General features: G+C 52.9%; 12 protein-coding genes. 5 read left to right on the top strand and 7 right to left on the bottom strand.

Translation table 11 applies throughout. From position 1 onward, the window contains the following. The first annotated feature begins 23 nt into the window (after window positions 1–23). Both ACWWFX_RS13525 and ACWWFX_RS13530 read left to right on the top strand, forming a co-directional pair. Complete coding sequence (locus ACWWFX_RS13525) at window positions 24–698, top strand: HEAT repeat domain-containing protein (RefSeq protein WP_473224024.1); 675 nt, start codon at window positions 24–26, stop codon at window positions 696–698. 38 nt (window positions 699–736) lie between these two features. Next, entirely contained in the window at window positions 737–1,669 is a 933-nt protein-coding gene (locus ACWWFX_RS13530) for a zeta toxin family protein (protein ID WP_473224025.1), read from the top strand. 93 nt (window positions 1,670–1,762) lie between these two features. Here the strand turns inward: ACWWFX_RS13530 and ACWWFX_RS13535 are convergent, their stop codons facing one another. Further along, window positions 1,763–2,404: an HD domain-containing protein gene (locus ACWWFX_RS13535; protein WP_149461444.1), complete on the bottom strand. Its 642-nt coding sequence runs from the start codon at window positions 2,402–2,404 to the stop codon at window positions 1,763–1,765. A gap of 111 nt (window positions 2,405–2,515) precedes the next feature. On the opposite strand from ACWWFX_RS13535, the gene ACWWFX_RS13540 reads away from it, so the two are divergent. The 3 genes from ACWWFX_RS13540 (at window position 2,516) to ACWWFX_RS13550 (ending at window position 4,726) form a co-directional block, all read left to right on the top strand. Further along, window positions 2,516–3,499, top strand: a complete 984-nt coding sequence (locus ACWWFX_RS13540) for a GlxA family transcriptional regulator (protein ID WP_473224026.1) — start codon at window positions 2,516–2,518, stop codon at window positions 3,497–3,499. A 159-nt stretch (window positions 3,500–3,658) separates the two neighbouring features. Beyond that, window positions 3,659–4,141 (top strand): cold-shock protein, encoded by a 483-nt coding sequence (locus ACWWFX_RS13545; protein WP_473224027.1) that lies wholly within the window; start codon window positions 3,659–3,661, stop codon window positions 4,139–4,141. Between the two features lie 45 nt (window positions 4,142–4,186). Continuing rightward, the gene (locus tag ACWWFX_RS13550) at window positions 4,187–4,726 is read left to right on the top strand and encodes a DUF2058 domain-containing protein (RefSeq protein ID WP_276218147.1); all 540 of its coding nucleotides are present in this window, start codon (window positions 4,187–4,189) and stop codon (window positions 4,724–4,726) included. Between the two features lie 130 nt (window positions 4,727–4,856). Here ACWWFX_RS13550 and ACWWFX_RS13555 read toward each other — a convergent pair whose 3' ends face one another. The 6 genes from ACWWFX_RS13555 to iaaA form a co-directional block, all read right to left on the bottom strand. Further along, a complete protein-coding gene (locus ACWWFX_RS13555; protein WP_473224028.1) occupies window positions 4,857–6,092 on the bottom strand; it encodes a hypothetical protein in 1,236 nt (411 codons plus the stop codon). Window positions 6,093–6,509: 417 nt separating this feature from the next. After that, entirely contained in the window at window positions 6,510–7,421 is a 912-nt protein-coding gene (gene gsiD / locus ACWWFX_RS13560; RefSeq protein ID WP_276218151.1) for a glutathione ABC transporter permease GsiD, read from the bottom strand. Beyond that, on the bottom strand, window positions 7,422–8,342 hold the full coding sequence (gene gsiC / locus ACWWFX_RS13565) for a glutathione ABC transporter permease GsiC (protein WP_473224029.1): 921 nt from the start codon (window positions 8,340–8,342) through the stop codon (window positions 7,422–7,424). A gap of 40 nt (window positions 8,343–8,382) precedes the next feature. Then, complete coding sequence (gsiB, locus tag ACWWFX_RS13570) at window positions 8,383–9,921, bottom strand: glutathione ABC transporter substrate-binding protein GsiB (RefSeq protein WP_473224030.1); 1,539 nt, start codon at window positions 9,919–9,921, stop codon at window positions 8,383–8,385. A gap of 32 nt (window positions 9,922–9,953) precedes the next feature. After that, on the bottom strand, window positions 9,954–11,801 hold the full coding sequence (gsiA, locus tag ACWWFX_RS13575; RefSeq protein ID WP_473224031.1) for a glutathione ABC transporter ATP-binding protein GsiA: 1,848 nt from the start codon (window positions 11,799–11,801) through the stop codon (window positions 9,954–9,956). 11 nt (window positions 11,802–11,812) lie between these two features. Continuing rightward, window positions 11,813–12,751: a beta-aspartyl-peptidase gene (gene iaaA / locus ACWWFX_RS13580; RefSeq protein ID WP_473224032.1), complete on the bottom strand. Its 939-nt coding sequence runs from the start codon at window positions 12,749–12,751 to the stop codon at window positions 11,813–11,815. Between the last annotated feature and the right edge of the window lie 56 nt (window positions 12,752–12,807).

Raw genomic sequence — 12,807 nt, forward strand, 5'->3', positions numbered from 1 at the left:
GCGTGTACTCAGGATGAGTCACTATGAGAACGGAATATCAGCGCCGCCAGGACGCCAAAGAGCTTAAGACCTGGCTTTATTGCCAGCAGCTCAGTGAAGATGAGCTCTACCCTCTGTTAGAAAATAAAGACCATTCGCTGCGCTATGCTGCCGCGAGACGTCTACAACTCATGGGTTCCGACCCGATTCTGGCCCAGGCGAAACAGCGATGCCATGATAAAAACTACCGTACTCGCGAAGTTGCCTGTTTTATTCTTGGGCAAATAAAAACCGCGAAAAGTAACGTCCCCGATATTATGGCCTTCCTTGATTCCTGCGCGGTCAATGATATCACCGCCATCGTGCGCGCCAGCGCCATTATTGCAATGGGGCAATTATTTTCAAATCATTCTGCGGATAAAGCGCTTTGGGCGACGCTTAAGCATCGCTGTACTCAGGCCATCGATTCTCCTTTTGTCACCGTTCGTCATGCCATCGCGTGCACACTTATTTACCATGCTGATGACAGCATTATACCCCTTCTTATCAGATTACTCCGCGATAACCATGGCGAAGTCCGCAGCTGGGCGGGCTGTGCGATTAATGGCAACGGTTACGATTTACCGGAACTGCATGAAATATTCCGGGAAATGCTCACAGACGAGCACGGTGGCGCAAGATATGAGGCTGAGATGTGGTTTGAGGAGCATAACAAGTAGTATTTTTTCAGGAAAGATGTTCTTTACAGGAGTCGTAAATGGCAACGTTAATGGAAAAAGATGCGCTTTTAAATGGCGCGAGTCAGTGTATTGCATTTTTATCGGAAGCTTGTGGAAACATAGATAATTCTGAAGCATTGAATTTAAGTCAGGATATTAACCAATGTATTACTTATCGGGATTATCTTTATTCAACTGATGCCGACGAGGTTAATTTTAACGAAGGGGTTGTGCGGTTTAAATATTTAAGAGAAAAATATTATAGTACAAACACAACTCATCATAATATCGATATAAATGATGACCCTTTTGAGTCGGTATGGCGTCGCCTGACGAAGAGAGTACTCACATCACAGGCGCAACCGGTCGGTTTTGTTTTAGGTGGGCAACCAGGTGCCGGAAAGTCGTTACTCATTAAGCATGCACTTGTGAGGACTGACTTTAATGCGTTGGTTATTAATGGTGATGATTTTCGCTTCCACCATCCTGATTTCCAGGCAATTTATGCTACCTATGGCGATGACTTTGTCAGCCACACGGCGCAGTTTTCCGGTGAAATGGTTGAGCGTGTGCTCAAAAAAGCCATTGAAAACAAATATAATATCGTCATTGAAGGCACCTTCCGTAATGCCGATACCCCCATGCAAACATTAAAACGCCTGAAAGAGGCGGGCTACCGGGCAGAGGTGATGATAAAAACTACCTCAGCCACCAAAGGCTGGCGCCAAACCAATGAGAGATACGATAACGATAAATTAGCAGGTAACATCGCCCGAAAAGTCGATAAAAACCACCATGATTTGGTCATCGCTGTGCTTGCAGAAAATGCGAAGAAAGTATTCGACTCAGGCCTCGCGGATGCGTTTTCTGCCTGGTCTTGCGAGGGCAATATTTTTGACTCACAAGCAGCGTCAGCAACCGATATTGAAGAAAAAATCCGCGATGAAATTTGCAAAACTGTAACAGCTTAATTTCCAAAGTAGAGGATATCAGCGATCAATTTAACTGATATCCTCAATGAGGATAAATCTCAAACATAGAATAAAAAATTATTCATTCACTTATTACGCCTTCCAGAGCGAGTTTCGAATCACGCTACAAAAATTCCCACGAATAAACTGGGGATCTTTATCGCAAATCACATCAGCTTTAACATTACCAAAGGTGGTTTGAGGCCTGTCTTTAATTCCCTGATAAAACGCATCAATAATGTTTTCTTTAAAATTCCCAACTCGCGGATGCTGATGTACCACCGCTTCACGGCTCTCATCACTCACCTTTTCATACTCAATACCCAGAACATCCATTTCAACGCCAGCCGTTAATAATGCGATCTCCGGTGCCATAAATTCAGGAATACCGGGCGTGGTATGAAGCGCGATTGCCGTCCAGACTTTGTCGACATCATGGGCATCAACGCCGTGACCTTCAAGGAAAGCGCGCGCGGCATTCGCACCATCCACCTCAAAGCGTTTATCACAGCTACAGTGTTCGTGCGTCAGGCCAACGTCGTGGAACATGCAACCAACATAGAGCAGCTCGGGGTCTACGTTTAACCCACGTCGTTGGCCCGCCAGAGCTCCCCAGTAATAGACTCGGCTGGAGTGATGAAACAGCAGGTCGTTTTCCGTATCACGAACGAATTCAGTCGCTTCGCGAGCCAGTTTGCTGTCAGGGATTCGAATACCTTGTACATTAAAAGTCATATTTACCTCCAGTGGGTTGATGTGAGGAAGTTTACAAGGCATTCTGTTTGTCTCAAATAATCCAGTTACGACGATTTAAGACATTACGCTGAATCAGGACACCCACCTTTCATGAAACGCATTATCGCCATTCTTGCCGTTCCCGGCGTGCAACTTCTGGACGTTTCCGGGCCATTAGATGTCTTCGCCGAAGCCAATCGCCTTCTTCATCGGCAGGTCTATGAACCGGTCATCGTTGCTGTTAATACATTGACGATCAATGCCTCATCAGGTGTCACGTTGTTGGCAAACGCTCTTCTTGAACAAACCGAAACGCTCAGCCCGAATACCTTCTTAATAGCAGGCGCGCCGCAGGTCTGGCAGCAGGCGTTAACGGAACTACAAAAGAGTCATATTCACGCGCTTTGTGAAAAAAGCGATCGCTATGGTTCTATCTGTACTGGCGCATTTTTACTGGCGCAAACCGGGTTACTGACCCAACGTAAAGTCACCACACACTGGGCAATTGCCGCCCGTTTTGCCAACGCATTTCCACAAACGGAGGTGGATATTGATGCACTGTATGTCTGTGACGGCCCGGTAAGAACGGCAGCAGGAGTCACATCAGGCATGGATTTAGCGTTACGCCTGATAGAAGAGGATCTGGGAAGCGAGGTGGCTCAGGAGGTGGCATGCAATCTGGTGATGTTTTTCCGCCGACCGGTTAACCAGGGGCATTTTATCCGCCATAGCGAGATTTCACCTTCAGCCCGGAGCGCCTTTCAGGATTTACAGCGCTGGACGCTCGCGAATCTCGGCACCGTATTAAGCCTGAAAGAGATGTCTGATCATATTGGCCTAAGCATTCGCCATCTTGGGCGGCTATTTCAGCAGGAAATGCAGATGGCGGCTGGCGAATGGTTGGAAGCCTGCCGCATAGATAAAGCAAAAATGCTGTTGGAAAAAGATGCGTTGCCTCTAAAGGCGATCGCGAGCCAGTGCGGTTATTCCAGCGGTGATGTGCTACGCAGGGCGTTCGTAAAACGCGTCGGGATCACCCCTTCCGTTTATCGTCGTCTGAATGTAGCCAGGCCCTGGGCGAAAGAACGCGCATAACCGTGGTCAGGGCGGAATTGCGCACGTTACGCTTTCGCCCCCCTGCCCTCGCAAACCCACACTTTCTCACCCAAACTTAAGTCAAAGGCATGGTCTGCGCAGGCATTGTGCATTAAACTGCGCGCTGCAAAAACTGAGTAGATAAACAATCAGGCGGTAATGGCGATGAACGGAACAATCACAACGTGGTTTAAAGATAAAGGTTTTGGATTTATCAAAGACGAGAACGGCGACAATCGCTATTTTCATGTGATTAAGGTCGCCAATCCTGATCTTATCAAGAAAGATGCAGCCGTAACTTTTGAGCCCACCACCAACAACAAAGGGCTCTCGGCGTATGCGGTAAAAGTGCTGCCGGAAAGTAAATACATCTTCATCGCGGGCGAGCGCCTGAAGCTTACCTCGATTAAGTCTTACGTGGTGTTCAGCGAAGATGTGCCTGCCGATACGCGTATCGACAAAGAGAACGCGGTGCTTTCTGTAGGCGTGCTAATGAACAGTATTCGACCCAAAAATGAACCTAAGCCGGGCGAAACACGCACGCTGAAAAAACTGGCTATCACCACCTTCCAGGGGACGACGCATATCTTCTCGGAAGACGAAATTGATATCGATGCCACGGTGAAAATGCTGAAGGTTTAAACCTGACATTTTCCCCCTGACACTCTTAACGGACTGACAAGCAAGATGACAAAACTTACCTTACAAGAGCAAATGCTCAAAGCGGGCTTAGTGACCAGCAAAAAAGTGGCCAAAGTCCAGAGAACGGCAAAGAAATCACGCGTGCAGGCACGTGAGGCGCGCGAAGCGGTCGAAGAAAATAAAAAAGCGCAGCTTGAGCGCGATAAGCAACTGAGCGAGCAGCAAAAACAGGCCGTTTTATCAAAAGAGCTGAAGGCGCAGGTTAAACAGCTGATTGAGATGAACCGCATCACCATCAGCAAAGGCAATATCGATTTTAACTTTACCGACAATAACCTCATCAAGAAAGTAGTGGTCGATAAAGTGACGCAGACCCAGCTGATTAATGGCCGTCTCGCTATCGCCCGTTTACTGGTCGACGCAAATGGCGAGCCGCAATATGCCATTATTCCAGCCGTTGTCGCGGATAAAATTGCCCAGCGTGATGCCGACAGCATTGTATTAAACAGCGCGTTGAGTCAGGAAGAGCAGGATGAAGACGATCCGTACGCTGATTTTAAAGTGCCGGATGATTTGATGTGGTGATGGTGCAGTGAAAGAAAGCCCTTTCGGGCTTTCCTGCCGGATGCGGCGTAAACGCCTTATCCGGCCTACAAAATTTTGCTAAACCTTGTAGGCCTGATAAGCGAAGCGCATCAGGCACTCAGGCACCGAATCAGAATGAGCGGTGGAAGTTAACCAGCGGTAACACCGGCACCGTAGCGTTCATCGCAACGTTGATCACACCAATCTGCAAGCCTTCCAGGTGCTTAGTGGCGTTAATCAGGCCAAACTGGAAGTTGGTGGTATCAGCATAGTTAAAGGCACCAAAGTCGCTGGAGCTGCTACCAGACGTCACGTTGATCGCCCCGATATTCGAACCGGTAACATTTTCAGACGTTACGTTCACCGCCCCCATGTTCAGGCCCTCAACATTCCCGCCGTTGAAGTTCACCGCGCCCAGGTTCATACCGGTGACATTATTCGCCACGTTGAAAGCGCCCAGGTTGAAACCGGTCATATCGTTAGTGCGGTTAAACGCCGCCATATTAAAACCGGTGGTGTTTTCAGACCAGTTGAAGGCGGAAATATTCGCACCGACAGTCTCTTTTGATTTGTTAAATGGCGCGACGTTCAGGCCGGTCATATTTTCAGAGACGTTAACGACAGCCACGTTCATGCCTTTAATATCGCCTTCACTCCAGTTCGCAATACCACCAACGTTCAGACCCTCAACGTTCCGGCTATGGTTAGCAAGAGTAACGTTGGCGCCGGTAATATCTTTCTCAACCCAGCTGAACGGGCTGACGTTGAAGCCTTTCATATCGCCGCCAATATAGTTTCCAATGCCCGCCACGTTCATGCCGCGCATAGTGCCTTCGGTATAGTTACCCAGGCCCGCAACATTCAAACCGTACATCCGGCCTTTATTATAGTTGCCCAATGCGGCCACGTTCATACCGTTAATATCACCGCTACCGTTCAGGTTACCGACGGCGTTCGCCGCACCGATATTCAGGCCGTTAAGTTCGTCTGCGGCACTGTAAATACCGACGCTGGCACCGTTCATTACGCCAACCTGGTTTGCCAGGCTGATGTTCAGGCCGTTGTCTTCACCACCGTGCCAGTTGAATAAGCCAATCGCCGCCCCGTTGACACCGTTACGCACATGAGAACCCGCCGCAGCGCCAAGCTGGAAACCATTAACCTGGTCCATTTCCGTATAGCCGAGAATCGGCAGATCAAAACCGTTTACCGTGCCGGTATCGCTATAAAACAAAGAGCTCTGGAAACCATTGACTTCAGTGTCGGTAGAGAGGTTTTTTACCGAAGCTAATTGTACCGGCGTGGCAAAGCTCGCCGTAGAAAACATTGCGCATGAAATGAATAGAGCGAGTGTTGAACGTTTCATTTTGTACTTCCTTTTTTCAACGTAAAAGCCGCTTAGCGACATCATAATTCAGATAATACTTAGTCTTGATATAATGGTGGCTTAGCGAGACGAGGAAATATTTGCGAAACGTGCTTAAAAATAGACAAATAATGCTCTACATCTTGTAACAATATAATATTAAAATATACAACTACGGATCTGTAAACGCTTATTTATTCAACTTATCTTCGCAAAAGATGCGACTTATAAAACTATCATCAAAAACATTAGTTTAAATCAAATCTGAAATATGCATATAAATAACTCACTACGCGTAAATATACGCACTCAAATAATAACCATATAAGCTTTATCCCACCCTGAAACTATCCCTCTAAAAAAGAGTTCCGTTCTGTTTGCATGTTTTATTTAACGCTAAAACACGCAAACAGATATCTAGCCTTTAATTTTCGGATCAAGCGCATCGCGCAGCCCGTCACCCAGCAGGTTAAACGCCAGCACCGTCAGGAATATCGCAATCGCCGGAAAGAGCGCGACATGCGGCGACATCACCATATCCGCGCGCGCTTCGTTGAGCATAGCGCCCCACTCCGGCGTCGGAGGTTGTGCGCCCAGGCCGAGGAAAGAGAGGCTCGCCGCCGAGATAATCGACACCCCGATTCGCATGGTGAAATAGACCACAATCGACGACACCGTACCCGGCAAAATATGATGGAAAATAATCGTGAGATCGTTCGCGCCAATGCTACGCGCCGATTCAATAAAGGTTTGCTGCTTAAGCACCAGCGTATTACCGCGCACCAGGCGCGCGAAGGCGGGCACAGAGAAAATCGCCACCGCGATAATCACGTTGGTCATGCCGCTCCCCATCACCGCCACCACGGCAATCGCCAGCAGGATCCCCGGAAAAGCGAACAGCACATCGCAAATGCGCATGATGATGCGATCCCACCAGCCTTCGTAATACCCCGCCAGCAGCCCAAGCACCGTGCCGATAGCCGCCCCGATCAGCACGGCAAAGACCCCCGCCGCCAGCGAGATTTGCGCCCCCACCAGCACACGGCTAAAAATGTCGCGGCCCAGCGAATCGACGCCAAACCAATGTATTAATGACGGCCCCTCATTAAGCCGGTCATAGTCGAAATAGTTTTCCGCATCGAAAGGCGCAATCCACGGCGCGACCAGCGCCACCGCAATCAGCAGCAGAATGAATATCCCCGCCGCCATCGCCACCGGCTGATGACGGAATCGACGCCAGAACTCACGCCACGGCGTGCGCGGTTGCGTACTGTGAATCGTCGGCAGCGCATCGAGAGCGGCCTGGCGTCGCCAGTTAAGTAGTCGCACTTATTTATACCTGATAGCCGGGTTAATGGCGGCGTAGAGCACATCCACCACTAAGTTGATAAGAATAAACTCCAGCGAAAAGAGCAGCACTTCCGCCTGAATCACCGGATAGTCGCGCATCTCGACCGAATCGACCAGTAACCGGCCCAGCCCCGGCCAGTTGAACACTTTCTCCACCACAATCGAGCCGCCCAGCAGGAAGCCAAACTGTAAGCCCATCATGGTAACGACCGGGATCATCGCGTTGCGCAGGCCGTGCTTGAGCACAACCAGCCGCTCGCTGACGCCTTTCGCCCGTGCGGTGCGCATATAGTCTTCGTTGAGCACATCAACAAACGACGCGCGGGTGAAGCGCGCCATGACGGCGGCCACCGCCGCACCCAGCGTCAGCGACGGCAAAATATAGTGCTTCCAGCTATCCGCGCCCACCGTCGGCAGCCAGCCGAGTTCGACGGAAAAAACCTGCATCAGCAGCATGCCCAGCGCAAAGGCCGGGAAGGAAATCCCGGTAACGGCAATCGCCATGCCGAGACGGTCCGGCCAGCGGTTACGCCAGACGGCGGCGACAATCCCCATCGCCATACCGAAAATCACCGCCCAGACCATGCTGGCAAGCGTCAGCCACAGCGTGGGCATAAAACGGCTGGCAATCTCTTCCGAAACCGGGCGACGCGAAACCATCGACAGGCCGAAATCCCCCTGAATCGCGTTGGTAATATAGTGCCAGAACTGCACGTATAGCGGCTGATCCAGCCCCAGTTGCTGACGCACCAGCGCGATAACGTCGGCATTAGCTTCCGGCCCGGCAATCAGGCGCGCCGGGTCGCCCGGCAGCATATGAACAAACAGAAACACCAGCACCGCCACAATCAGTAGCGTCGGGATAAGCCCCAGCAGGCGTTTAATGACATAGTTGAGCATGACTCTCCTTGTGTTCAGCCCCCGCGCAGGGGGCAGAACCTTACTTCAGATCCGCCTCGTCGAAGCTAAAACCGGTATCCGGCATGATATAGAAGCCAGTCAGTTTTTTGCTGTGTGCGGAAACCAGTTTCTCAACCACCAGCGGCACCCACGGCGACTCTTTCCAGAGCGTATCCTGCGCCGCTTTATAGAGGCTGGCTTTCTGTTTCGTGTCGGTGGTTTTCAGCGCCTCGGTCAGGTCTTTATCCACCTGCGGGTTGCTGTAAAACGCGGTGTTAAACAGGGTTGGCGGCCAGTTCTGCGAGGCAAACAGCGGCGACAGCGCCCAGTCCGCTTCGCCCGTTGAGGCGGACCAGCCGGTATAGAACATGCGCACGCCGCTCTCTTTCTGCCCTTTGCCCTCAACTTCCGCCGCACGCTGCCCGGCATCCATCGCCGTCACCTGCGCTTTAATACCGACCTGCGCCAGTTGCTGCTGAGTAAACTGCAACACTTTCTGCGCGGTGCTGTGATTATGCGATGACCACAGCGTGGTGCTGAAGCCGTTCGGGTAGCCCGCCTCTTTCAGCAGTTCACGCGCTTTCGCCGGATCGTACTTCCACGCAGGGTAACTTTGCGCCCAGGCAATCGACGGCGGAACGATACCCGTCGCCGGCGTGGCATAACCAGCGAATGCCACCTTCACCAGCGCCTGGCGATTGATCGCATAGTTAACGGCTTCGCGTACTTTCGGGTTATCAAACGGCTTTTGCGTCACGTTCATGCTGATGTAACGCTGCATGATTGACGGGCTGGCAACCAGCTCCAGGTTGGCATTCTTCTCCAGCAACGGTGCTTGCTCGTAAGGGATCGGGAAGGCAAATTGCGCTTCCCCCGTTTGCAGCATCGCCGCGCGGGTATTGTTATCGACAACCGGGCGCCAGGTGATGGTATCCAGCTTCGGCAGACCTTTTTGCCAGTAACCGTCAAACTTCTTCACCTTCACAAAATCGGTCTGATTCCAGGTATCAAGCGTATACGGCCCGGTGCCCACCGGATGGAAGCCGATTTCATTACCATATTTTTTCAGCGCCGCCGGAGAGATCATCGCCGTCGCCGGGTGAGCAAGAATATTGATAAACGCCGAGAACGGTTGTTTCAGGGTGATTTTGACGGTACTGGCATCCACCGCCTCGGTTTTGGCGATATTTTTATACAGGTTATAACGCTTGAGATGATTTTCCGGATTGCTGGCGCGGTCCAGGTTAGCCTTCACCGCTTCGGCGTTGAAATCGGTGCCATCCTGGAACTTCACGCCTTCACGTAGCCTGATCGTATAGTTCAGCCCATCGTCAGAAACCGTGTAGCTTTCCGCCAGCACGTTCTGCAATTTCATCTCTTTATCAAGGCCAAATAGCCCCTGATAGAACGACTTCGCCACCGCCTGTGACAGGGTGTCGTTGGCGTCATACGGGTCGAGCGTGGTGAAGTTCGAGCCGACCGCCACCACCACATCTTTGGCGGCAAACGCCGGGGATGCCGCCAGCGCGGAAGCCACGCCCAGCGCCAGAAGCCATTTACCTGATACGCGTTGTGTCATGTTGTTCTCCTGAAGTACCCTGCCTGTCATTATTATTCTCGCAAGAGCGTGTTCGCCATCGGTTCGCGGGCCACATAATGCCCCGGCGAAACCTGCTGCAACGGGACGCTCACCACCGCTTCTCCCCGCTTATAAATATTGCCCGGCAGTTCGTCAGAGAGCAGCACGCGCTGCGGCCGACGATGCGTGGGATCGGCTACCGGTACGGCATCCAGTAATTTGCGGGTGTAAGGGTGCTGCGGGTTTTCAAAAACGGCGCGCCGGGGCCCAATTTCAACAATTCGCCCACGGTACATCACCGCCACGCGGTGGCTGATGCGCTCCACCACCGCCATATCGTGTGAAATAAACAGAAACGCAATGCCCATCTCCCGCTGTAAGGAAAGCAGAAGATTAATAATTTGCGCGCGAATCGACACATCCAGCGCCGAAACCGATTCATCGGCAATCACCACTTTCGGCTCCAGCGCCAGCGCGCGGGCAATACAGATGCGCTGACGCTGGCCGCCGGAAAACTCATGCGGATAACGCCAGGCGTGCTCCGGCTGCAAGCCCACACGTTCCAGCAGCCAGGCCACGCGCTGCTGCGCGGCCTCGCCTTCCAGCTTCTTGTGAATGCGCAGCGGCTCCATAATCGAGTAACCCACCGTATGACGCGGGTCGAGCGACGCATAAGGGTCCTGAAAGATAAACTGAATATCGCGGCGCAGGGGTTGAAGCTGATGCGCGGAGAGCGTATCGATCCGCGCGCCGTTAAAGGTGATGGTGCCACTCTGCGCCTCGACCAGTCGCAGCAGCGCGCGCCCGGTCGTCGATTTTCCGCAGCCCGATTCCCCCACCAGCGCCAGCGTTTCGCCGGGCCAGAGATCAAAGCTGACGTCTTCGACCGCGTGCACTTCGCGGGTCACGCGATTCAGCCAGCCGCTGCGTATATCGAAGCGCGCAACCAGATTACGCACCTGAAGCACCGGCTCGCCGGCAACCACGGTATTTTGTTCTTCAATGTCAGACGCGGGCGAATCCAATTCCGGAAAGTGGCGCGGCAAATCGCTGCCGCGCATTTCGCCAAGCGTCGGCACAGCCGCCAGCAGTTTGCGGGTATAAGGATGTTGAGGATCGCTGAAAATCGCCTCGACGCTGCCCGTCTCGACCGCTTCACCCTGATACATCACCAGCACGCGGTCGGCAATTTCCGCCACCACGCCCATATCGTGGGTAATGAAAATCACGCCCATCGACATCTCTTTTTGCAGCACGTCGATAAGCTGTAAGATTTGCGCCTGAATGGTGACATCCAGCGCCGTCGTGGGTTCATCGGCAATCAGCACCGCCGGGCGACAGGAGAGCGCCATCGCAATCATCACCCGCTGACGCATGCCGCCGGAAAGCTGGTGCGGATAACGCGCCAGCATCGCCTGCGCTTCAGGAATGCGCACGCGTTCCAGCATTTTCTTCGCTTCCGCCAGCGCCTCTTCGCGGCCCATTCCCTGATGCAGGCGAATAGACTCCGCAATTTGCTCACCGATGGTAAACACCGGGTTCAGCGAGGTCATCGGCTCCTGAAAAATCATCGCGATATCCGCACCGCGCACATTGCGCATCTGCGCAGACGACTGCTCTGTTATCTCGATAACGTCGCGGCTGCGGCGGCGCAACAGCATCTGTTGGCTGCGCACGTGAGCGTTTTCACTCTCCAGCAGACGCATCAATGCCAGCGCGGTCACGGATTTTCCGGACCCCGATTCGCCGACAATAGCCAGCGTTTCGCCCCGCTTAAGGCTAAAACTAAGCTGGCGAACGGCCTGCTGTTGGCCGAAGGTAACACAGAGATCCTGAACGCTCAGGACATTCTGTGCATCGAGGTGTTCAGAGTGCGGCAAGCAACGTCCCCTTATTCCCGATAAATGCCGATGGTTGGCGTGTCGCCTGCATAGGCCCAGGCGCGATACATCCCTTCGCTGTTAAACGGCAACGCCACGTTGCCTTCGCTGTCGATAGCAATCAGGCCGCCGCTGCCGCCCAACGCGGGCAGTTTTTCCATCACCACGCGTTCGCAGGCATCGTGCAGGCTCAGGTGGCCATATTCCATCAGCGCCGCGATGTCGTAAGCCGCCAGCGCGCGGATAAAGACTTCCCCAGTGCCGGTGCAGGAGACCGCCACGTTGGCATTATTGGCGTAGCATCCTGCGCCAACCAGCGGGCTATCACCAACGCGGCCGGGCAGTTTGTTGGTCATGCCGCCCGTGGAAGTCGCCGCCGCCAGATTACCGTGTTTGTCCAGCGCCACCGCGCCCACGGTGCCCATTTTGCTGCGTTCATCGAGCGGGGCGTCATGATCGAGGCTAACCGCGCCCTGCGCTTTGGCTTCCTGTAACTGCTGCAAACGCGCAGGCGTGGAGAAGAACGCGTTATTCACAAGCTCCATCCCCTGCTGCTGCGCGAATGCTTCTGCGCCTTCGCCAATCAACAGCACGTGCGGGCTGTTTTCCAGCACCTGCCGCGCCGCCAGCACCGGGTTACGCAGATGTTTTACCCCAGCTACCGCCCCCGCGTTCAGCGAATAACCGTCCATCACGCAGGCGTCCAGTTCATGCGTTTCATCGGCGGTAAAAACCGAACCCATCCCGGCGTTAAACAGCGGACACTCTTCCAACTGGCGCACCGCTTCGGTAACAACGTCGAGTGCGCTCGCGCCCTCCTCCAGCATGTGCTGCGCCTGTTCCACAATCGCGGAAAGCGCCTCAACGTACTCCAGTTCCTTCTGCGCCGAGAGCTGCGTGCGGGAAATTGCCCCCGCACCGCCATGAATCGCAATCACTGCTTTTCCCATGGATTCTTCATTGCCTGTCATTAAATAACTTTATCTATAAATATCATTATCGTGGC

The sequence above is a fragment of the Pseudocitrobacter sp. 2023LY-00077 genome (assembly GCF_055796175.1).